The 18,105-nt window shown below is 62.9% G+C and carries 25 protein-coding genes and 4 pseudogenes; 16 read left to right on the forward strand and 13 right to left on the reverse strand.

The window, feature by feature from the left end:
- Positions 1-116 precede the first annotated feature (116 nt).
- The 11 genes and pseudogenes from OKW38_RS01180 to OKW38_RS01230 form a co-directional block, all read right to left on the reverse strand.
- Positions 117-269 carry a hypothetical protein gene (locus OKW38_RS01180; RefSeq protein ID WP_429332347.1) on the reverse strand — a complete coding sequence of 51 codons (153 nt, stop codon included), beginning with the start codon at positions 267-269 and terminating at the stop codon, positions 117-119.
- A gap of 36 nt (positions 270-305) precedes the next feature.
- Positions 306-605, reverse strand: coding sequence for a ferredoxin family protein (locus OKW38_RS01185; RefSeq protein ID WP_018423212.1), 300 nt, complete (start codon positions 603-605; stop codon positions 306-308).
- Positions 602-1,912 (reverse strand): FAD-dependent oxidoreductase, encoded by a 1,311-nt coding sequence (locus tag OKW38_RS01190; RefSeq protein WP_429332346.1) that lies wholly within the window; start codon positions 1,910-1,912, stop codon positions 602-604. Before OKW38_RS01190 ends, OKW38_RS01185 begins: the two co-directional genes overlap by 4 nt.
- A gap of 11 nt (positions 1,913-1,923) precedes the next feature.
- A complete protein-coding gene (locus tag OKW38_RS01195; RefSeq protein ID WP_429332345.1) occupies positions 1,924-3,027 on the reverse strand; it encodes an electron transfer flavoprotein subunit alpha/FixB family protein in 1,104 nt (367 codons plus the stop codon).
- On the reverse strand, positions 3,024-3,872 hold the full coding sequence (locus OKW38_RS01200; RefSeq protein ID WP_090811342.1) for an electron transfer flavoprotein subunit beta/FixA family protein: 849 nt from the start codon (positions 3,870-3,872) through the stop codon (positions 3,024-3,026). Before OKW38_RS01200 ends, OKW38_RS01195 begins: the two co-directional genes overlap by 4 nt.
- A gap of 34 nt (positions 3,873-3,906) precedes the next feature.
- Positions 3,907-4,245 (reverse strand): nitrogenase stabilizing/protective protein NifW, encoded by a 339-nt coding sequence (gene nifW / locus OKW38_RS01205; RefSeq protein WP_090811340.1) that lies wholly within the window; start codon positions 4,243-4,245, stop codon positions 3,907-3,909.
- A gap of 154 nt (positions 4,246-4,399) precedes the next feature.
- Positions 4,400-5,536, reverse strand: a complete 1,137-nt coding sequence (nifV, locus tag OKW38_RS01210) for a homocitrate synthase (protein WP_429359616.1) — start codon at positions 5,534-5,536, stop codon at positions 4,400-4,402.
- A gap of 293 nt (positions 5,537-5,829) precedes the next feature.
- Positions 5,830-5,985, reverse strand: a pseudogene (locus OKW38_RS01215) (2Fe-2S ferredoxin); the annotation flags it as partial.
- Positions 5,986-6,001: 16 nt separating this feature from the next.
- Positions 6,002-6,376 carry an iron-sulfur cluster insertion protein ErpA gene (gene erpA / locus OKW38_RS01220; RefSeq protein WP_187613735.1) on the reverse strand — a complete coding sequence of 125 codons (375 nt, stop codon included), beginning with the start codon at positions 6,374-6,376 and terminating at the stop codon, positions 6,002-6,004.
- 292 nt (positions 6,377-6,668) lie between these two features.
- Positions 6,669-6,923 (reverse strand): annotated as a pseudogene (locus tag OKW38_RS01225) (aminotransferase class V-fold PLP-dependent enzyme); the annotation flags it as partial.
- Between the two features lie 60 nt (positions 6,924-6,983).
- On the reverse strand, positions 6,984-7,241 hold the full coding sequence (locus OKW38_RS01230) for a hypothetical protein (protein ID WP_429332342.1): 258 nt from the start codon (positions 7,239-7,241) through the stop codon (positions 6,984-6,986).
- Between the two features lie 29 nt (positions 7,242-7,270).
- Between OKW38_RS01230 and OKW38_RS01235 the strand changes: the two genes are divergently transcribed.
- From OKW38_RS01235 to OKW38_RS01300, 14 genes and pseudogenes are all read left to right on the forward strand, one after another.
- Positions 7,271-7,558: a hypothetical protein gene (locus OKW38_RS01235; protein WP_316252008.1), complete on the forward strand. Its 288-nt coding sequence runs from the start codon at positions 7,271-7,273 to the stop codon at positions 7,556-7,558.
- A gap of 174 nt (positions 7,559-7,732) precedes the next feature.
- Complete coding sequence (gene nifB / locus OKW38_RS01240) at positions 7,733-9,328, forward strand: nitrogenase cofactor biosynthesis protein NifB (protein WP_429359618.1); 1,596 nt, start codon at positions 7,733-7,735, stop codon at positions 9,326-9,328.
- A 40-nt stretch (positions 9,329-9,368) separates the two neighbouring features.
- Positions 9,369-9,563, forward strand: a complete 195-nt coding sequence (locus tag OKW38_RS01245; protein WP_090811334.1) for a 4Fe-4S binding protein — start codon at positions 9,369-9,371, stop codon at positions 9,561-9,563.
- Between the two features lie 139 nt (positions 9,564-9,702).
- Positions 9,703-10,728, forward strand: a complete 1,026-nt coding sequence (locus tag OKW38_RS01250; protein ID WP_429359560.1) for an IS630 family transposase — start codon at positions 9,703-9,705, stop codon at positions 10,726-10,728.
- The gene (locus tag OKW38_RS01255) at positions 10,725-11,153 is read left to right on the forward strand and encodes a HesB/IscA family protein (protein ID WP_429359620.1); all 429 of its coding nucleotides are present in this window, start codon (positions 10,725-10,727) and stop codon (positions 11,151-11,153) included. The genes OKW38_RS01250 and OKW38_RS01255 overlap by 4 nt, the downstream gene beginning before the upstream one ends.
- 15 nt (positions 11,154-11,168) lie before the next feature.
- Positions 11,169-11,750 carry a hypothetical protein gene (locus tag OKW38_RS01260; RefSeq protein ID WP_429359622.1) on the forward strand — a complete coding sequence of 194 codons (582 nt, stop codon included), beginning with the start codon at positions 11,169-11,171 and terminating at the stop codon, positions 11,748-11,750.
- Positions 11,751-11,901: 151 nt separating this feature from the next.
- Complete coding sequence (locus OKW38_RS01265; RefSeq protein WP_090811330.1) at positions 11,902-12,282, forward strand: nitrogen fixation protein NifZ; 381 nt, start codon at positions 11,902-11,904, stop codon at positions 12,280-12,282.
- Positions 12,279-12,554, forward strand: coding sequence for a nitrogen fixation protein NifZ (locus OKW38_RS01270; RefSeq protein WP_429359624.1), 276 nt, complete (start codon positions 12,279-12,281; stop codon positions 12,552-12,554). Before OKW38_RS01265 ends, OKW38_RS01270 begins: the two co-directional genes overlap by 4 nt.
- Positions 12,551-12,922, forward strand: coding sequence for a hypothetical protein (locus OKW38_RS01275; protein ID WP_184072322.1), 372 nt, complete (start codon positions 12,551-12,553; stop codon positions 12,920-12,922). The genes OKW38_RS01270 and OKW38_RS01275 overlap by 4 nt, the downstream gene beginning before the upstream one ends.
- A gap of 77 nt (positions 12,923-12,999) precedes the next feature.
- Positions 13,000-13,212: pseudogene (locus tag OKW38_RS01280) on the forward strand (cysteine desulfurase NifS); the annotation flags it as partial.
- A gap of 133 nt (positions 13,213-13,345) precedes the next feature.
- A complete protein-coding gene (nifT, locus tag OKW38_RS01285) occupies positions 13,346-13,564 on the forward strand; it encodes a putative nitrogen fixation protein NifT (protein ID WP_007177241.1) in 219 nt (72 codons plus the stop codon).
- Position 13,565: 1 nt separating this feature from the next.
- On the forward strand, positions 13,566-13,844 hold the full coding sequence (locus tag OKW38_RS01290; protein ID WP_429359626.1) for a hypothetical protein: 279 nt from the start codon (positions 13,566-13,568) through the stop codon (positions 13,842-13,844).
- A complete protein-coding gene (locus OKW38_RS01295) occupies positions 13,831-14,994 on the forward strand; it encodes a DegT/DnrJ/EryC1/StrS family aminotransferase (RefSeq protein WP_429359628.1) in 1,164 nt (387 codons plus the stop codon). The genes OKW38_RS01290 and OKW38_RS01295 overlap by 14 nt, the downstream gene beginning before the upstream one ends.
- 10 nt (positions 14,995-15,004) lie before the next feature.
- Positions 15,005-15,469: pseudogene (locus OKW38_RS01300) on the forward strand (SIR2 family protein); the annotation flags it as partial.
- Between the two features lie 198 nt (positions 15,470-15,667).
- Here OKW38_RS01300 and OKW38_RS01305 read toward each other — a convergent pair.
- Positions 15,668-15,904, reverse strand: a complete 237-nt coding sequence (locus OKW38_RS01305; protein WP_429332337.1) for an FmdB family zinc ribbon protein — start codon at positions 15,902-15,904, stop codon at positions 15,668-15,670.
- Positions 15,905-15,986: 82 nt separating this feature from the next.
- Positions 15,987-16,661: an OmpW/AlkL family protein gene (locus OKW38_RS01310; RefSeq protein WP_090811318.1), complete on the reverse strand. Its 675-nt coding sequence runs from the start codon at positions 16,659-16,661 to the stop codon at positions 15,987-15,989.
- 153 nt (positions 16,662-16,814) lie between these two features.
- On the opposite strand from OKW38_RS01310, the gene OKW38_RS01315 reads away from it, so the two are divergent.
- Together OKW38_RS01315 and cyoA are read left to right on the forward strand one after the other, a co-directional pair.
- On the forward strand, positions 16,815-17,096 hold the full coding sequence (locus OKW38_RS01315; RefSeq protein WP_429360718.1) for a hypothetical protein: 282 nt from the start codon (positions 16,815-16,817) through the stop codon (positions 17,094-17,096).
- Positions 17,097-17,208: 112 nt separating this feature from the next.
- Positions 17,209-18,105 (forward strand): ubiquinol oxidase subunit II, encoded by an 897-nt coding sequence (gene cyoA, locus OKW38_RS01320; protein WP_260330634.1) that lies wholly within the window; start codon positions 17,209-17,211, stop codon positions 18,103-18,105.

Raw genomic sequence — 18,105 nt, forward strand, 5'->3', positions numbered from 1 at the left:
ACGATCACGATCGGAAGCGGTCCGTATCTCGACTAAGGTGGTGCGAACGCGGCGCTGTCATCGCCGGTTCGTTGGCCATGTGTCTCCTCAGACGGACCGTTGCAGCAACGCTTCCACTACGGGCCGAGGCAGCCCGAATACGTAATCGCGACGGTATCGGGCGCCTGGCGTTTCTGCCGTTCCGCCCAGAAGGCCTTCAGCAGCGCGGTCGAGCCCTTGCCGCCCGGCGCCCCGCGGATGCGGCGGCGGCCGGTTCTCGGTGCAAGCAAACACATGTCGTTCTGGTCTGGCAATGACGATGTTCCTCAACCGAACTTGAACAGGATGCCGTGACCACCGCGCGGGTAGTCCCACTCGATATTCTGGTGGTCGGTACAGAGGATGCGGCAACTCCCGCATTCGAGGCAGCCGTCGGTGATCAGCGTCACCGCGCCGTTGCCTTCGGCCTTGTAGCACGAGGCCGGGCAGACGAAGGTGCAACTCTTCGCGCTGCATTCGCTCTGGCAGACGTCGGCATCCTTGATGTGGACGTGCGGCCGTCCTGCATCGACGCGATAACGGTTCTGGAACAGCTTTTCCTCTACGTTGACGGGTAGGGTGCTCATCGGAAGGCCCTCAGGAGTTTGTAGGCGTCACCCACGATGCCGGAAAGCGAACGGGCTGTGCGGAAGCTCGAAAAAATCTCGCGCTCCTTGCTTTTCTTGTCCTTACCGTCGACCGTGATCATCGTGCGCGCGGCGCGCGCCATGAGGTCGGGGTAGGTCGTGAAGAACTGCGGATTCTGGTGCAGCACGGCCGGCATGTCGCGGTACTTGTGCAGGTCTTTCATCACGAAGCTCTGATCGAGCGCGGCCTTGTAGGCCTTGAGCGTGCCGGCGCGGTAGCCGTGGCCCGCGGCTTTCGCGTGGATCACCGTTTCGGCGGCGAGGCGTCCCGTGGTCATCGCAAGATTCGAACCTTCTCGGTGCGCGGCGTTCACGAAACCGCCTGAATCGCCAACGATCATCCAGCCGTTGCCGTAGACCTGCGGGATTGCGTGAAAACCGCCTTCGGGAATCAGATGCGCGCAATACTCCTTCATCTCGCCGCCCGCAATCAGCGGTGCGATCGACGGGTGCTGCTTCATCTTTTCGAGGAGCACGTAGGGGCTCGTGCGGTTGGGGTTTTTCTTGAAGTCGCTCAGCATGCAGCCCACGCCTATGGTGAGCGATTCCTTGTTGGTATAGAGGAAGCCAGTGCCCATCATGCCGTCGGTGATCCTGCCGACCATCTCGATCACGACGCCGTCGTCCTCGCCGACGTTGAAGCGCTGGCGGATCGTCTCCTCCGGCATGAAGAGAATCTCCTTGACGGCGAGTGCAACGTTGCCGGCCCCGATCTCTCCATGAAAGCCCGCCTTGCGCGCGAGCGTCGAATTCACGCCGTCGGCGAGCACCACCACGTCGGCATAGACATCGCCGTGCTCGCGGTCGCACTGCACGCCGACCACCACGTCGCCGTCCATGATCAGTTCCTTCACCGTGGTCTCGCAGAGCAGCAGTGCGCCGGCTTCGCGCACTTTCGATGAAAACCACTTGTCGAACTGCGCGCGGATGATCGTGTAGCGGTTATAGGGCGGCCTGTTGTAATCCTCGCTGCGCACATGTGTACCGACAAACGACGTATCGTCGAGCACCCACATCCGCTGCTCGATAATGTGGCGCTCCAGCGGCGCATCGTCGCGGAACTCCGGGATGATCTCTTCGAGCGCCTTCGCGTACAGGATCGCTCCCTGAACGTTTTTGCTGCCCGGATATTCGCCCCGCTCGATCTGCAGCACTTCCAGACCTGCCTTGGCCATCGTGTAAGCGGCAGCGTTGCCGGACGGACCGGCGCCGACCACAATCACATCGAACTGTGAAGGTTTTCTCATCGTGATTCTCCTCAGGCAGCCTGCTTGCGGCGCCGGGTCAAATGCTCCACAAAAGCCTGCTTCAGCGCGGGCAACACTTGCAGTGCATTGCCGACAATCCCGTAGTGTGCGAAATCGAAGATGGGTGCGTTCGGGTCGGTGTTGATCGCCACGATCACGTCTGCGCTTTCCATGCCCACGCGGTGCTGGATCGCGCCGGATATGCCGGCGGCGATGTAGAGCTTGGGCCGCACCGTCTTGCCGGTCTGTCCCACCTGGCGCTCCCCCTCGACCCAGCCGGCCTGCACGCATGGCCGGGTCGCACCCACTTCGCCGCCGAGCACGTTCGCCAGATCGAACGCCAACTGGAAGTTCTCCGGGCTCTTCAACCCCTTGCCGCCGCTCACGATCACATCGGCATAGGGCAGGTTGATCCGGTTGCTGCTCGCATCCGGGATAAAGTCGAGCAGCCTCGTGACGATGTCCGTCTCGATCATCCCCAGCGTTCCATGGACGATGTTGCCGGTGCGTTCGGCGTCGCGCAGCGGCATCGGCATCACGCGCGGGCGCACCGTCGCCATCTGCGGACGGTACGCGAGCGTCATGATCGTGCACAACAGCGAGCCGCCGAAGGTGGGGCGCGTCGCCGCCAGCGCACGCGACGCGGGATCGATGTTGAGTTCGGTGCAATCGGCGGTCAGCCCGGTCAGCAGGGTCGTCGCTACGGAGCCGGCGAGGTCGCGGCCCATCGACGTCGCGCCCAGCAGCAGGATCTCGGGCTGATGCCGGTTGACGAGGTCGGTCAGCCCTTTCGTGAACGGCTCGTTGCGATAGCCTTGCAAGACCGGGTCGTGGACGATGTACGCATCGTCCGCGCCGTAAGTGAAGGCTTCTGCGGCGAACTGTTCGAGCGGTTCATTCGCGCCGCCGAGCACCGCGATGCCCACTCGGCTGCCGAGCGTGTCGGCCAATTTGCGCGCTTCACCGAGCAGTTCCCACGAGACGCTGTGCACGTGTCCACGGTCGTGCTCGATAAAGACCCAGACGCCTTTGTAGACCTTCAGGTGTTTCGGCAGTTCGAGATTGCGTCCCGCGCGGCCGGCGGGTTTCTTCGCGGGGGCGGCGGGTGCGTTCATGAACCCTCCTTCATCAGCAGGTCAGCTTCCAGGGTAGGATGGCGCGCGAAGATCTTTTGCAGCAGGTTCACCGACACGTCGCAAAGACTCGATGCGTCGAGGTCGAGCATCTCCGCTTTCTCGCTGCGCGGCGTCGGTCCAAAGACTTTGCTGACCACTGTCGGCGAGCCCTTCAGGCCGATCTTGCTGAGATCTTCGATGCCGGCCTGTTCGCAGTTCCATTTGTGCACCGGATAGCCGGCCGCATGAATCATCGCGGGCAGCGTCGCAAAGCGCAGTTCGTTGGTGTTCTCCAGCATTGTGATCAGGCACGGCAGCGCAGTCCTGAGCACGTGCACGCCGCCCTCGGCGCGGCGCTCGACGGTGATCGTGCGCGCATCGAGAGCGGTCTCGACGATGCGCGACACGTAGGTCAGCAGTTGCAGCCCGAGGCGTTTGGCGATACCGGGGCCGACTTGCGCGGTGTCGCCGTCGATCGTCTGCTTGCCAGTGAACACGATGTCCACCGCCTGCTCCTTCGCGATCTGCTGGATGCCCGCTGCCAGCGCGTACGACGTAGCGAGCGTATCCGCGCCGGCGAATGCACGGTCGGTGAGCAGCACGGCGTCGTCCGCGCCGAAGCTGATGCACTTGCGCAGCGCTTCCTCGGCCTGCGGCGGGCCCATGCAAAGCAACGTGACCTTGCCGCCGAAGCGGTCCTTCAGTCGCAGCGCCTCTTCGAGTGAAAACAGGTCATACGGGTTGACGATCGCCGGAACACCCTGGCGCATGATCGTGTTGGTGACCGGATGAACGCGGATCTGCGTCGAGTCCGGGACCTGCTTGATGCAGACGACAATGTGCATGGTCTTAACGATGTGCATGGTCTTGCTCCACCTGTCAGGCAAGGGTGCGCGCGGGCAGCGACGCGCGCAGACTGTCGAGTGAAACGTGCTGCCGCCCATTTGTGTCCCGGAACACCTTGAACACTTTTTCCTGCGCCGGCGTGGAGGTGACGAAGTCGCCGTAAGCCTTCAGCAGCAGCGCGTGATATGACGCGAACAGGGCGGGTTCGTCGCCTTCCGGCAGCGCGTCCTGTTGCTGGATGTACTGAAAGAAGCGCTTGAGGATGTGCAGTCGACTCACGTTGACGACCTTCTGGTCGAACGCAATGCCGAAGAACTGCAGGAAGTCCTCGGCTGAGGACAGCGCCTTGAGTTGCTGGACAAAGCTTTCCATCGCGTTTACTCCTTGCAAGCGGATGAGGATAGGTATGGACAGAGCGTCGGCTCGGCGAAGTACTTGTCGCAGGCGCCGCTGGTCGCGCACGGCGCCGTCGTGCCTGACTGTTCGGGTTTCGCGACGCACTTCGTGAAGCCGACCACAGCGCCGCTCATGACAATTCTCCGACGGTGTAGCGCAACTCGATCAGGAAGCGATACAGGTCGGCGGCGCTGGGCGTTTGCTTGTGCTGGGCGGCATGGTGGCGGATCCGGGTCAGCAGCAGCACGAGCAGCTTTTCACTGACGGCCAGGCCGAGCGCGTCATAAGCCCGGCGCACGCTTTGCGAACCCGAATGCTTGCCGAGCACGACCGAGCGTTCGCGACCGAGTTCGGCGGGATCGAAGCTCTCGTAGGTCGATGCATTCTTCGTGAGCCCGTCTGTGTGGATGCCGGACTCGTGCGTGAAAACGCTGGCGCCGACAATGCTTTTGTTAAGCGCGACCGGGCGTCCTGAAGCCCGTTCGACAAGCCGCGAGATGCTCAATAGCGCGGTCGTGTCGACGCCGGTATTGCGACCCATGATATGGCGCACGCCCATCACGATCTCCTCCAGCGCGGCATTTCCGGCGCGTTCGCCGAGACCATTGACAGTGGTGTTGGCGTGGGTTGCGCCGGCGCGCAGTGCGGCAAGGGTGTTCGCGGTCGCGAGCCCGAGGTCGTTGTGCGCGTGGATTTCGATTTCCAGATCGACCGCGTCGTGCAATCGCGCAATCGCTTCATAGGTCGAAAAAGGATCGAGGACGCCGAGCGTGTCCGCAAAGCGGATGCGTTGCGCACCGCACTGTTGCGCGTGCCGCGCCACGTCGGCAAGGAACGAGGGGGCCGCGCGCGAGGCATCCTCCGCGCCCAGCGAAACCTTGCGGCCGCTTTTGACGGCGGCGCTGATCACGCGATTCACCTGCGCGAGCACCCACGAGCGCGGCTGGCGCAATTTGTGTTGAAGTTGGATATCGGACACGGGAATCGACAGGTGAATGATGTCGGGATTGCAGCACAAGGCCGACGCCAGGTCCGCGTCGGTGAGACGGCCCCAGACCATCAGATCGGCGTCGAGATTCAGCGCGACGATGGTCTGGATGCAATCGATTTCCTCGGCACCCATCGCGGGGATACCGATTTCCAGTTCGGGTACGCCGGCGCTTGAGAGCGCCTCGGCAATCGCGCATTTTTCGGCAACCGTGAATGCGACGCCAGCGGTCTGTTCGCCGTCGCGCAGTGTGGTGTCGTTGATGATCGGATTCGACACGGGAAGTTGTCCTTTAGGCATTTGAACATACGGTTTGCAAGTACTGCGCCATGCACGGTTAGTGCGAATAGCCGCTTGCCGCGGGGCTTCCGGTGTTCGCTGGCGCTGTGATGAAGCGGTTCCAACGAAGACCTGTCGCGAATGTCCTGTTTCGAACAGCCAGGTGTAGCGATGAACACGGCGCTGCAGAAAGCGATGCGCGATGCGATGGGCGTGGTCAGCGAGGACGTGCGGACGCGGCGATGACCGCTATGGCGCTTGAAGAGGCCGCACAGCGCTAAGGACGCATGCCCTCAATGCTCACGCGCGAGCTCGCGCCTATGTGGCGGCAGTTCGATCGTCAGGTCGGCATCGCGCAGCTTCACGCAGCACGCGAGACGCGATTGCAGGTCAAGGCCCCACGCATTGTCGAACTGGTTGTTCTCCTCGTCGTCGGGAGGCGCCAGTGAGATTTTCATGATTGCATCACACGGAAAACGAACTGCCGCAGCCACAGGTGCTCTGCGAATTGGGGTTGTGAATGACGAAGCGCGAACCTTCCAGGCTGTCTTCGTAGTCGACGCGCGCGCCGGGCAGGTATTGCTGGCTCATCGAATCGACCAGCAGCGTGACGCCGTCCGTGACGGTCTGCATGTCGTCGTCCGCCACCTGGTCGTCGAACGCGAAGCCGTACTGCAAGCCCGAACAGCCGCCGCCGGACACGTACAGCCGCAGCTTCAGGTTGGGATTGCCTTCTTCCTCGATCAGCGAGGCCACTTTCGCAGCGGCCTGAGGCGTGAATTCGAGTAGGCCGGGCATGACGCCGGGTGTGGCGGAGGCCGGTTGGGTGAGCGTTTCCATGGAGGTTCCTCTCAGGCTTGAATGGACTCACTTCGGGTTAGACGAGCAGGTCGGTCGCTCGGCGAGTTACAGGTCGTCGGCTGCTGCGCCTCGAATCGTCTGGCGCGAGCGAAAGTCAGACACGGCCGCCTTGATCGCGTCCTCGGCGCGAGAATCGAGCAGTGGATCTCGACCGCCGGCAATGGCAGTTCCTCGACGATCTGATGCTTGCACAACGTCCCCGAACGCATGCCGCGCTCGTGGACGCCGCCGTGCATTTGGCACGCGATTCGCATGCGCGGCCGAAGCTCCACGAGGTCCAGACAATCTCGTGCGGGTCCCCGTTGACGAGCGAGCTGACCTGCTCGCGGGCCAGTTCCACCGCTTCTTCGCCGACCCGGCCGTAGGCATGCGAACGGCTGGCGGGATTGCCGTACATCTCGCTCAGGTAAGGCAGCATGCGTCTGATCACGCGCGGATCGACCGGCGTGGTGGCGGCATGATCCAGATGCACCGGGTTGGCGCCGCGCGGATGGAGGCCGGTACCGACGCGTTGGAAATCCGACATTGCAGGCTCCTGAAAGCGGGGTAATGCGACCTTCAGGGCAACTTCCATGCCAGTGGATTTTCACGCTCTAGTGGCCTCTTTCAACTGGGCCGCTGTTGTTTCGCTGTTGTTTTGTGTCGATGCGCCCGACGAGTGAGGATTGCCGCCGTTCTTTTTGTCGGATTTGTCGTTACGCGCGCGGGATTGACATCGCGATGGCTGAATCATCAGGCGTAGAAATGCACTTACTTCAAACGCTGTGTCTTTGCGTCGATCGTGCGCCTTGCGCTGGTACATCGAAAGCGCGCAGCACACGAAGGGGAAGTCAACGGTGAACATTCAGGCAAGCGTTGGACGGCGTCTACGAGGTGAGCAAGACGCTGGTTTCGTCGCTCGATGTGGCGAAAGCCTTGCGCGAGTCCCTGAACTATCTTGTGCAGACGATGGAGTGGCGGCGCGCCTTTGTGGTGCTGGCCGAACCGGACGGGCAACTGCGCGGCCTGAGCGCTACGGGTCTTTCGCGTGACGAGCAGCAGCGGACGACCGCACGTTCGCGACATCGCAAGCCGGGGAAGCCGGAGGGTGAACGCGAACGATTGATCTGGTTTGTGCGGGTCCATCTCGCTGGTTCAGAACATGCTGTCCGGGTCGTGTGAGATTTGTCGCAACACCGACACGACGCAACGAAATTGTAGGGATACGTCGCGCGCCGGGATCAAACAGAACTGCGAAATATATCCTAACCCGTTGATTCCTGGCGTTCTTGTCGAGTGGCATGGATCTGGCTCTATGGCTTGCGCGCGGCCGCCGTTGGTTGCGAGGAGATATCCATGCAAGCGAGTTCAAATGCGAGCGACTTGCCCGCAGCGGCCTATATCAGCATCGGGCAGATTAAACCGCTCGGCGTGAAGATCGAAGACCCGTCCACCGGTGGCGGCTGCGGCACGCACGGTGGCGAGGGTAAGGCCAGCTGCGGCGCGTCGGGTAGTCTCGACGACATGCCGCCGGACATCTGGGAGAAGGTCAAGGATCACCCATGCTACTCGGAAGAAGCCCATCATCACTATGCGCGCATGCATGTGGCGGTGGCGCCGGCTTGCAACGTCCAGTGCAACTACTGCAACCGCAAATACGACTGCGCGAACGAGTCGCGTCCCGGCGTGGTCTCTCAGAAGCTAACGCCGCAACAGGCAGTGAAGAAGGTCGTGGCGGTCGCAAGCGAGATTCCCGAGATGACGGTGCTTGGCATTGCCGGTCCCGGTGATTCGCTGGCGAGCCCCAAGAAGACCTTCGAGACGTTCCGGATGCTGCAGGAACAGGCGCCGGACATCAAGCTGTGCCTGTCGACCAATGGCTTGGCGTTGCCCGACCTCGTGGACGAAATCTGCAAGTACAACATCGACCACGTAACAATCACCATCAACATGGTCGACCCGGCGGTGGGCGAGAAAATCTATCCGTGGATTTTCTGGAAGCACAAGCGCGTGACCGGTTACGAAGCAGCCCGCATCCTTCGTGACCGGCAGATGAAGGGTCTCGAGATGCTCACCGCACGCGGCGTGCTGACCAAGATCAACTCGGTGCTGATTCCCGGCATCAACGAGGAGCACCTGATCGAGGTCAACCGCGACGTCAAGAAACGCGGCGCGTTCCTGCATAACATCATGCCGCTGATCTCGCAGCCCGAGCACGGCACTTACTTTGGCCTGAGCGGCCAGCGCGGACCGACTGCGCAGGAACTCAAGGCCGTGCAGGACGCCTGCATGGGCGGCGCCAACCTGATGCGTCATTGCCGCCAGTGCCGCGCGGATGCGGTTGGCCTGCTGGGCGAGGACCGCAGCGAGGATTTCACGCTCGACAAGATCGAGCGGATGGAAGTGGTCTACGACCTCGACCGCCGCCGTGAATACCAGCAGCGCGTCGAAGCCGAGCGTCAGGCGCAGCACGACGCGAAGCAGGAAGCGCTGGCTGTCTCTCGCGAGATCGACGTCGCCGACGACATGAAGGCGCTGGTCGCGGTCGCAACGAAGGGCGGCGGCCGGGTCAACGAGCACTTCGGCCACGTCACGGAGTTTCAGATCTTCGAGGTCTCGGCAGCCGAAGCGCTGTTCGTCGGCCATCGCCGGGTGGACCTGTATTGCCTGGGCGGTTACGGCGACGACGAGCAACTCCCGTCGGTCGTGCGCGCGCTCGACGACTGCCACGCGGTGCTGGTCGCGAAGATCGGCGCCTGCCCGAAAGACGAACTGGCGCAAGCGGGCATCGAGCCGGTCGATCAGTACGTCGGCGAATTTATCGAAAAAGCGGTGCTTGCCTGGTTCAACGACTACCGCAGTCGCATCGCCAGCGGCGCCATCGTGCACCGGGACCGCGGCGATGCTTCGATCCGCCAGGGCGCTTACACCTCGTCAGCCTCAGCGGCGTGACACCCCACACCCTTCCAGACAGGACAACAGGAGAGCCTCCATGCCTCTGAAGATTATTGCGTCCACCTGTACGGGATGCTCGGCCTGCGAACCGGAATGCCCCAATGTCGCGATCAGCGACAAAGGCGGCGTGTTCGCGATCGACCCCAAGAAATGTACCGAATGCGAAGGCCACTTCGACGACCCGCAGTGCGTCGCCGTGTGTCCCGTGGACGGCTGCATCGTTCAGGTTTGAGTCTGGCTCGTGGCCGGGCCGGCCATTCATCCATCAGGAGACTACGCATCATGCTGTCCAACGTACTAACCAGTGCGTAAGTAAGCGAACATAAATCGACGCCATGGTCTAAGCTTTAAGGGGTTTAGGGAGAGGCGAGATGCGAGAGGACGACGGCCGGCAGCTTTCACATGCAACGCTTGAAGAGATCCGTATTCGTGCGGTCAAGCGCGTCGAAGCTGGCGAGTCGCCGGAGGACGTGATCCGCACGCTCGGATTCTCGAGGGCGCGTATTTACGAGTGGTTGGCGGCCTGGCGCGAAGGGGGCATCGAGGCGTTACGAGCCAAGGCAATCCCTGGTCGACCGATGAAGCTGTCGTCCGAGGCTATCCGCTTCGTCTATCAGACGGTCACAACGAAGAACCCCATGCAGATGAAGTTCGAGTTTGCATTGTGGACGCGAGACATGGTGCGGGAGTTGATTCGCGAACATTTCAACGTCAGGCTCTCCGAGGTGTCGGTCGGTCGACTGCTGCGCAAGCTCGGGCTTTCGCCCCAGCGACCGCTTGCGCGTGCGTACCAACGCGACCCTGAACTGGTCGAGTCGTGGATGCGGGACGAATACCCGGCCATTGTCGGGCAGGCCAAACACGTCGGGGCACAGATCTTCTTCGTCGACGAATCGACGGTACGATCGGACTATCACAGCGGCACGACCTGGGCGCCGGTCGGTCAAACTCCGGTAGTCGAAGTCACTGGCGCGCGCTTCAAGGTGAACCTGATCTCAGCGATCAGCCCGCGTGGCCAACTTCGCTTCATGTGTTTCGAAGGCAGCTTCAAGATCTCCGTATACGTCGACTTCGTCAAACGGCTGATGCTCACCGCCGATGCGCCTGTCTTCCTGATTGCCGATGGTCATCCGGTACATCGTTGCAAAGCGATCCGGCAGCTTGCCGCGGAATCAGATGGGCGCCTTTGTCTGTTCTTCCTTCCTGCTTACTCGCCAGACCTGAACCCGGACGAGTTGGTATGGGGTTATCTCAAACATCACAAGATCGGCAAGCTTGCCATCAAAGGTCCCGGGCATCTCAAGCAGCGTGTTCGAGCGGTTCTGCGCTCGTTGCAAAAGATTCCGGCTTTGGTCCGATCCATGTTTCAACATCCGTCAGTCCGCTACGCGGCTTGACCCATGTCCGGTTACTTTGTTTCGGCTTAGTAACTGTTACGAGCGCCGCCGAGAAGTTCATGCGTCGTATCGTGCGCTTTTCGGGCCTGCCGGCTGGCGCCGGCTTTCGTCTGGTGGTGAGCGCCGGCGGCTGTTCCGGCTATACCGCGGAATTCACCGCCGAGCCGGCGCTGCAACCAGGCGAACAGGAACTCGACATCAACGGCCTGCGCGTATTCCTGCCGGCTGAGAGCTGGCTGATGCTCGAAGGCATAACGATCGATTTCGCCGACACGCCAACCCAGTCCGGCTTGATCTTCTTCAATCCGAACCAGGCCGCTTGTGGTTGCAGCAGCAGTGCGGAGTCGGCGCCGCCGGGCGTGGCGACCATCGATGTCAGCGCGATTGGCCGCGGGCGGCCGCCGCTGCCGCGTCAGATCTCCTGAAGAGGAGCGATGGCGATGGAGTCCGGCGACCGTGCCCTCGACGACGTAATGACCGCGTTTGCGCAGAGAGCGATTGGCGGCGGCTTGCCGTCGGGCGTCAATGCATTGATCGCCGAGGCGGGTCGGTCGCGCGAGCGCCCCGACGAGGCGCTCGCGCTGTTGCAACGCGCCCGCGCCGCCGCGCCGCGCCATCCGGTGCCGTTGATCGCGCTGTACCGCTTTTACTTCTACGGCCATCAATTGGCGCAGGCGCGTGCGATCGGCGAAGACGCGCTGGCGGTCGCCCGCACCGCGCTGGGCTCGGATCTCGGCGACGAACCGCTTGCAACCGCGATCGTGACCACGCGTTATGACGCGGCCGCGCGCTTTTATCTGTTCACGCTGAAGGGCCTCGCGTACCTCAACATGCGTCTCGGCGACTTTGAAGAAGCGCGCATGCGACTGCGCGAATTGCGCCGGCTCGATCCCGAAGACCGGGTGGGAGGCGCGCTGCTTTCGCAAGTCTTGGATCGTCATGAGACCGGCGTCGGGTCCGACGATGCAATGGATGCGCTGAGTGCGTATCCGACGCGCGGCTGGACGGGGACGCAACCATGAACGTACAGAACGTGCGCGTACCAGGCGGCGACATTGCACCGCGCCACTGGCAGGGCGGCCCGCTCGACTGCGCCGGCCGTCGGGCGAGGCCGCGAACCTGATGACCACCGGACAGACGCAACGATCAGCAGGAGATCAGCAGGAGTGAAGCATGGCTGACATCAACCGCGACGACGACCTGCTCGAGGTCGCGTTTCCCCCGCGCTTCAACTACGGCGAGCGCGTAATCGCACGCGCGGTGATCCGCAACGACGGCACTTACAACGGCAAGGACATCGGCGAAGTGCTGGTGAACAAGGGCGAGATCGGTTACGTCACCAGCATCGACACCTTCCTTCAGCAGTTCTATATCTACGCGGTGGATTTCGTCGAGAGCGGCCACCGTGTCGGCATGCGCGCGAAAGAGCTATGCACGCTCGACAACCTGCCGGACGACGTGCTGCAAGGCTTGGGCGAGCGGGCCGAAGCGCTGCACAAGATCGGCACGCGGGTCCAGCCGGAAACGTCGCAACCGCAGGAGCCGTCAGCATGAGTATCGAACCGGTTCAGCCTGCTTATCAGTGGGGCATGCGCGTGATCGCGCTGGATGACCTGTGCAACGACGGCAGCTTTCCGGAGCGCGGCCAGGACGATTGTCTGGCCGAGGCGGGTACGGTCGGCGAAATCGTCAACGTCGGCCAGGTGATTGAGAGCGGCGAGCCGGTCTATCTGGTGCAGTTCGGCAACTGTGTCGTCGGATGCACGGAGAATGAAATTGCGCCCGCACCCGCCGGCCTGCTACCCGAAGAAGGAGCCATGTCATGACGGTTCAGGCGAGCGCGCCAGAAGCGGCGCCGCCGCGCGACGGTTTGCGCGCGGGCCGCCCGTTCGACCTGACCCAGCGCCAGATCGAGCAAGCGTTGCGCGAGCGTACCCGCTACCGCTATGTGCTGCCGCGCGTGCTGCGCGACGGGCAGGGGTTCCGTGTCGAGAGCCCGTGCTGCTCCCGCAATGTCGACGCGAATGGCGGGCTGATCGACATAGCCTGGCTCACGCGCGATGAAGACGGTATGTGGCACCTGAGCGCGCGCGACCATGCGTCGCACCGATGGATGCCCCAGCATGAGAGCACCGATCTGGCCGAGCTGCTGGACACGCTGTGCATCGATCGCGAATGCGTGTTCTGGCCGTGAAGCAAACTAACGGAGCCGGCCGACGATCTATCTCGACCACAACGCGACCATGCCGCCAGCCTCCGCCGTGGCAGGCGATGCTGTCCATCCTGACGGATGTGTGGGGCAACGCGTCGTCGCAGGATGCCGTCGGGCAGCCGGCGAAGGGTACGCTCGCTGCGCCCCGCGCGACGATCGCGCGAGCGCTCGATTGCAAGCCAGCAGAGTTGATCTTCGCCAGCGGCGCCACCGAAGCCAATCACCTGGCTGTGTGCGGGCTGCACGCGGCGGCGCCGGAGGGCCGGCACCGTGGCGTATTCAGCGCGATCGAACATGCAGCGCACCTGAAGCTGGCGCGTGCGCTGGCTGCACACTGCTGGAGGAAGCAGCGCATCCCGCTTGAACCTGGTTTGAACCTGTCATCAATCTCCGGAGTCCGCAACCATGAAAGTCATGATCCGCAAGGACAGCAAGGGCGCGCTGAGCGCCTACGTGCCAAAGAAGGACCTGGAAGAGCCCATTGTCGCGATGGCGCAGCCCGGGATGTGGGGCGGTCTCGTCACACTTGCGAACGGCTGGCAACTCGAATTGCCCGCGATGGCCGACGATACGCCACTGCCCATCACGGTCGAAGCGCGGCGCATTGCTGGCGTGGAGGAGTGAGATGAGCCTGAACGCCGAGCAATTGGACTTCGCGGCGAACCTGCTCCGCACGGCACCGACGCTACGCGACGCCGCCGCGCAATGGCACGAACGTTATCCCGAGGTGCGCACAATGCATGTCAGCGCAACGGTGATGCGCGACGAGACAGCAGCGCTCCGGTTCGGTGTGCGCAGTATCTATTTCGCGATATCGGCCGGGTATTACAGGACCATCACGCAGCGGCCTGAAGAGGCCGATGCGTTGATCCTGACCGAGGACAAGGCACATGGAAATCGATGAGATCGCGCTGAGCGAACCGGCCTGCGCGGCGCGCGAGATCGATCTCGTCAACGCGGTGCTGCAATCCTCGCGTTGGAGCGACGGGCCGATGCTTGATTCGTTCGAGCGCGCGTTTGCGGGCTGGGTTGGCCGGGAGTATGCGGTCGCGGTCGCGAGCGGCACGCTCGCCACCTGGATTGCGTTGCGCGCGACGGGGATCGGCCCGGGAGACGAGGTGGTCTGCGCGTCGCACACCTGGCATCAGGTGGCGCAGGCGATCACGCTGGCGGGGGCCGTGCCGGTGTTCGCCGACATTGACTACTGGAGCGGTTGTCTGAGCGCCGAAAAAGCCGCGCAGAAGATCGGCCCTCGCACGCGCGCGATCCTCGCCGGCAATACCAACGGCCACCCGGCCGCGTGGGCGCTGCTGCGCGAACTGGCCGACGCGCAGCGCTTGCGGCTGATCGAAGACAGTACTGAGGCGTTGGGCTCGCGCTACCGGGGCCGCAACGTCGGCTGTTTCGGCGACGTATCAGTGTTCGACTTCTCCAGCCCGTCCGCGCTGTGCACAGGAGCGGGCGGCATGCTCGTCACCGACGATGACGAACTCGTCCATGAACTGCGCTATCTGCGCGAGCGGCGCGTCACGGACCGCGCGTCCGTCTCGGTCGGCTCGCGGGTGCCGCTGCAGGCGGGCATCAGTGATCTGACCGCCGCGCTCGGTCTCGCGCAACTGGCCGAACTCGACACGCGCCTCGCGCAGCGAAAGCAGGTCGAGACCTGGTATCACGAAGAGATGCAAAGCTTCGAAGGGATCAAGCCGGCCTACGTGGCCGAGGACGTCGAAGAAGTGCACTGGATGCTCTATGTTGTGCATTTGGGCAAGCGTTTTACGCAGAGCGCGCGCGCCCAGATGATCGACGACATGAAATCTTGCGGCATTGAGACGGTGGCCTACAGCCATCCGCTGCATCAGCAGTTCCACTACACGAACGCGGGCGATGCGATCGGCCGCAAGAGCGGCCTGTTGCCCGACACCGAGCGCATCGGCGAACGCGCGCTGGCGCTGCCGCTGCACACGCTACTCGACACCGACCAGGTCAAGTACATCGTCAAGACGCTGAAAGACACCGCGACCAACGTGGGCGCCGGCGCTGCCATTTATCTGTGAGGCGCACTGCATGACCGTTTCAGTCCAGACCATCGCCGAACGCCTGTGTGCGGGCGGGCTCATTCCGTACCTGGGACCGGCGCTGCTCGCGCTGTGCCCCGATACGGCCGTCCCTGCCACGCCGCTCGCGCTCGCCGAAATCATCACGGCCAAGGTCAGCGTGCTGCACAAGATCCGCACCCGGCTGACCCAGGCGGCGCAGTTCATCGAAAACTTCAAGCATCGCAAGTCGCTGGTGAGCGTCATGAATGAGGCCTTCGCCATGACGCCGACGCCGTCGGCACTGCATTGCGCGCTGGCGCAGGCGCGGCCGCAGGGCGGCTGGGCGCAGTCGCAGGGGCTGTCTCAGGCCGAGCATTTCGGCCATTGGTTCGCGGCCTATAGCGCAGACGGCGCGTTGCTGGATGACGTGCCGGCCTCGGGCGCGCTGCTCTACAAGCCGGCAGGACGTTTCCGTCATGGTCATCGAAGCGCGCGAGCGCGAGGGCGGCCGTGCTGACGCAATGTTGCGAAGCCACGCGTCGAGATACGGGCAGATGCCCTTCGCGCGTTCCAGCAGGCTGTCGGCGGTGGCCCGATCCAGCGTGCCGGCCATGAAGACGGTGAGACTGAGTGCCATCCCGTAGGCGCCCTCGAGGTTCATCTACATCGACAGCGCGATTCCCCGTTGGGCTCAGCGCAGCAGCTTGCGGCGCTCGGCCGGCGAATAGTTGCTGAGGTGCCCTTCGCGCGCCGCCTGACGCCGCGCGCGGGAGATGATCGCGCGGCTCTTGCCGGGCGAGGCCGGCGCGCTGACCTGCTTGTCCAGCGCGGTGCCGCCGCATTGCGGGCAGACGGGCGCGTGGCCGGCGCGCACCAGCGTTTCGAATGCGTGGCCGCAGGCCGCGCAGCGGTAGTCGTACAGGGGCATAGTGACCAGATCTCCGTTTCAGGTGGATGGGGCGCAGCGGATCGCCCGCTGGTGCGAGCTGTGGTCTGTCATTGCGCGCTCGCTAGAACTTCATCCCGACGCCTATTCCCAGTACCAGTGGGTCGATGTCCAGCCGGCCCAACGAACTATCGGCGACCGAGGCGTCCGTGTGCATCCAGATCTTTTTGATATCCGCGTTGAGAAAGACGGTCTTCGTGATCTGCACGTCGACGCCAGCCTGCACCGCCGGACCGAAGCTGCTGCGTGACACCTGGATGCCTACGGGGCCCGCGCTCAGGCCGTCGTTGTAGAAGTAGGTGTAGTTGACCCCCGCGCCGACATACGGTCGGATCATGCCAGCATGGTTGAAGTGATATTGCAGCAGCAGCGTCGGTGGTAGCACGTTCACGCCACCGAGATCGCCGAGGCCGGACGTCACGTGATGCCGCGAGGTGGCGAGAATCAGCTCGATGCCGATCGCGTCGCGGATCATATAGGTCAGGTCCAACTCCGGCACGAATGCGTTATTGACACCCACGCCGAGCGACGACAACGTGCCGCTGGTGTGAACGTCCGGCTCGATCGAGATGGCACGCAGACGCACGAGCACGTCGCCGGCGTGGATCCCATCAGCCGTCACCTCGCCTGCCATCGTGCTTCCGTTCGCGCTGACGTCATCCGCGTATGCCAGCACTTCGAACAAACCGGTAGCGCACAGGCTTGCCACGATCATGACGGCCTTAATCATGTGCTTCATCGCTTTCCCCTTGTTGACGTATGCGGGGAATTGTCGACGCGCAAATCAGGGCTGCCCTTGCGCAGGGTCAACCGGTCCCGATCCCGAAGTCAAGATGCGACACCGGGTCACGCGTAGGAATGTCGAGATAGCGGGAGCCTTGAGGCCGGACTATTGGCCTTCAACCGCATTGACTGGTACCCAAGATGTTTCTCGCACCCGCAGACACCGATTTCGCAGCCATTGCCGGACTGGCTGCAGCCGCCGAACGGCACGCAGATCACTCTGCTACTTCTGCGCATGCAACAAGGTCATTACGCAAGCTTCGGCGTACAGGACTTTGCTACCGACGTTCAGCAGGCTGTCAATCGCATCCAGCCACTCGATGTGGTGGAACGCGCACTCAGCGGCGCACTGCGTCAGTGCACCGCACCCCGCCGCTTTGTTCGTCGTTGATCGACATCAATCACAAAGCTGGCCGGTTGTCGGACCATGACGCTGCGAGTGTGATGCCGCATGCGTCAAGCCAGCTTGAGGTCAAAAGTGCCACAACCCGGACTTAACCACTATGACAGACAGAAAAGCCTTAAGGAAACGGTCGATAGCCATCGTCACGACATTGAGCGCCTGTCTATCGGGATGTGATCTGACTGTGCTTGATCCAAAAGGGAGCGTCGGCGCGGCCGAGAAGTCGCTGATCGCCACCGCCACGTGGGCGATGCTGATCGTCGTGATCCCGGTGATCCTGCTGACGCTGTTCTTCGCGTGGCGCTACCGTGCGTCGAACCGTCACGCGGTCTATGCACCCAAATGGGCGCACTCGACGGCGATCGAGATCGTCGTCTGGACGATCCCCGCCCTGATCATCCTGTACCTCGGTATCCTGACGTGGCGCACCACGCATGAGCTCGACCCGTACCGGCCGCTGCAGTCGAGCGTGAAGCCGATCGACGTCGAGGTGGTCGCGCTCGACTGGAAGTGGCTCTTCATCTACCCGGACCTCGGCATTGCGTCGGTGAACCAGCTCGCCGTGCCAGTCGATACGCCGGTGAATTTCCGGATCACGTCGGACTCGGTGATGAACTCATTCTTCATCCCGCAACTCGGCACCCAGGTGTATGCAATGGTCGGCATGCAGACCCGTCTGCACCTGATCGCGGATGCACCGGGAAATTTCGAAGGCATGTCCGCCAACTTCAGCGGCAAGGGATTCGCCGACATGAAGTTCCGCACGCTCGCGACGAGCGCCACCGACTTCGACGCATGGGTGCGCAAGGTCAAGGCTTCGCCGGACCGCCTGAGCATGGACGAATACGCCGAAGTCGCGAAGCCGAGCGAGAAGCAGTCGGTACGCTACTTCTCATCGATCGACCAGTACCTGTTCCGCAACATCGTTGCCCGATACAACAACGGCAACGTCACGGCCTTCCGCGACGCCGCCTGTCGCACGCAGACCACGGAGTAA

It is taken from the genome of Paraburkholderia sp. MM5496-R1 (assembly GCF_050436205.1).
Taxonomy (GTDB): Bacteria; Pseudomonadota; Gammaproteobacteria; order Burkholderiales; family Burkholderiaceae; genus Paraburkholderia; species Paraburkholderia tuberum.

Bases quoted from the DNA above. Each gene is read 5' to 3' on its own strand.
- OKW38_RS01185 (WP_018423212.1), bottom strand. From the start codon at position 605: ATGAGCACCCTACCCGTCAACGTAGAGGAAAAGCTGTTCCAGAACCGT.
- OKW38_RS01190 (WP_429332346.1), bottom strand. From the start codon at position 1,912: ATGAGAAAACCTTCACAGTTCGATGTGATTGTGGTCGGCGCCGGTCCG.
- OKW38_RS01195 (WP_429332345.1), bottom strand. From the start codon at position 3,027: ATGAACGCACCCGCCGCCCCCGCGAAGAAACCCGCCGGCCGCGCGGGA.
- OKW38_RS01200 (WP_090811342.1), bottom strand. From the start codon at position 3,872: ATGCACATTGTCGTCTGCATCAAGCAGGTCCCGGACTCGACGCAGATC.
- nifW (WP_090811340.1), bottom strand. From the start codon at position 4,245: ATGGAAAGCTTTGTCCAGCAACTCAAGGCGCTGTCCTCAGCCGAGGAC.
- erpA (WP_187613735.1), bottom strand. From the start codon at position 6,376: ATGGAAACGCTCACCCAACCGGCCTCCGCCACACCCGGCGTCATGCCC.
- OKW38_RS01230 (WP_429332342.1), bottom strand. From the start codon at position 7,241: ATGTTCACCGTTGACTTCCCCTTCGTGTGCTGCGCGCTTTCGATGTAC.
- nifB (WP_429359618.1), top strand. From the start codon at position 7,733: ATGCAAGCGAGTTCAAATGCGAGCGACTTGCCCGCAGCGGCCTATATC.
- OKW38_RS01245 (WP_090811334.1), top strand. From the start codon at position 9,369: ATGCCTCTGAAGATTATTGCGTCCACCTGTACGGGATGCTCGGCCTGC.
- OKW38_RS01250 (WP_429359560.1), top strand. From the start codon at position 9,703: ATGCGAGAGGACGACGGCCGGCAGCTTTCACATGCAACGCTTGAAGAG.
- OKW38_RS01260 (WP_429359622.1), top strand. From the start codon at position 11,169: ATGGAGTCCGGCGACCGTGCCCTCGACGACGTAATGACCGCGTTTGCG.
- OKW38_RS01265 (WP_090811330.1), top strand. From the start codon at position 11,902: ATGGCTGACATCAACCGCGACGACGACCTGCTCGAGGTCGCGTTTCCC.
- OKW38_RS01270 (WP_429359624.1), top strand. From the start codon at position 12,279: ATGAGTATCGAACCGGTTCAGCCTGCTTATCAGTGGGGCATGCGCGTG.
- OKW38_RS01275 (WP_184072322.1), top strand. From the start codon at position 12,551: ATGACGGTTCAGGCGAGCGCGCCAGAAGCGGCGCCGCCGCGCGACGGT.
- nifT (WP_007177241.1), top strand. From the start codon at position 13,346: ATGAAAGTCATGATCCGCAAGGACAGCAAGGGCGCGCTGAGCGCCTAC.
- OKW38_RS01290 (WP_429359626.1), top strand. From the start codon at position 13,566: ATGAGCCTGAACGCCGAGCAATTGGACTTCGCGGCGAACCTGCTCCGC.
- OKW38_RS01295 (WP_429359628.1), top strand. From the start codon at position 13,831: ATGGAAATCGATGAGATCGCGCTGAGCGAACCGGCCTGCGCGGCGCGC.
- OKW38_RS01305 (WP_429332337.1), bottom strand. From the start codon at position 15,904: ATGCCCCTGTACGACTACCGCTGCGCGGCCTGCGGCCACGCATTCGAA.
- OKW38_RS01310 (WP_090811318.1), bottom strand. From the start codon at position 16,661: ATGAAGCACATGATTAAGGCCGTCATGATCGTGGCAAGCCTGTGCGCT.
- cyoA (WP_260330634.1), top strand. From the start codon at position 17,209: ATGACAGACAGAAAAGCCTTAAGGAAACGGTCGATAGCCATCGTCACG.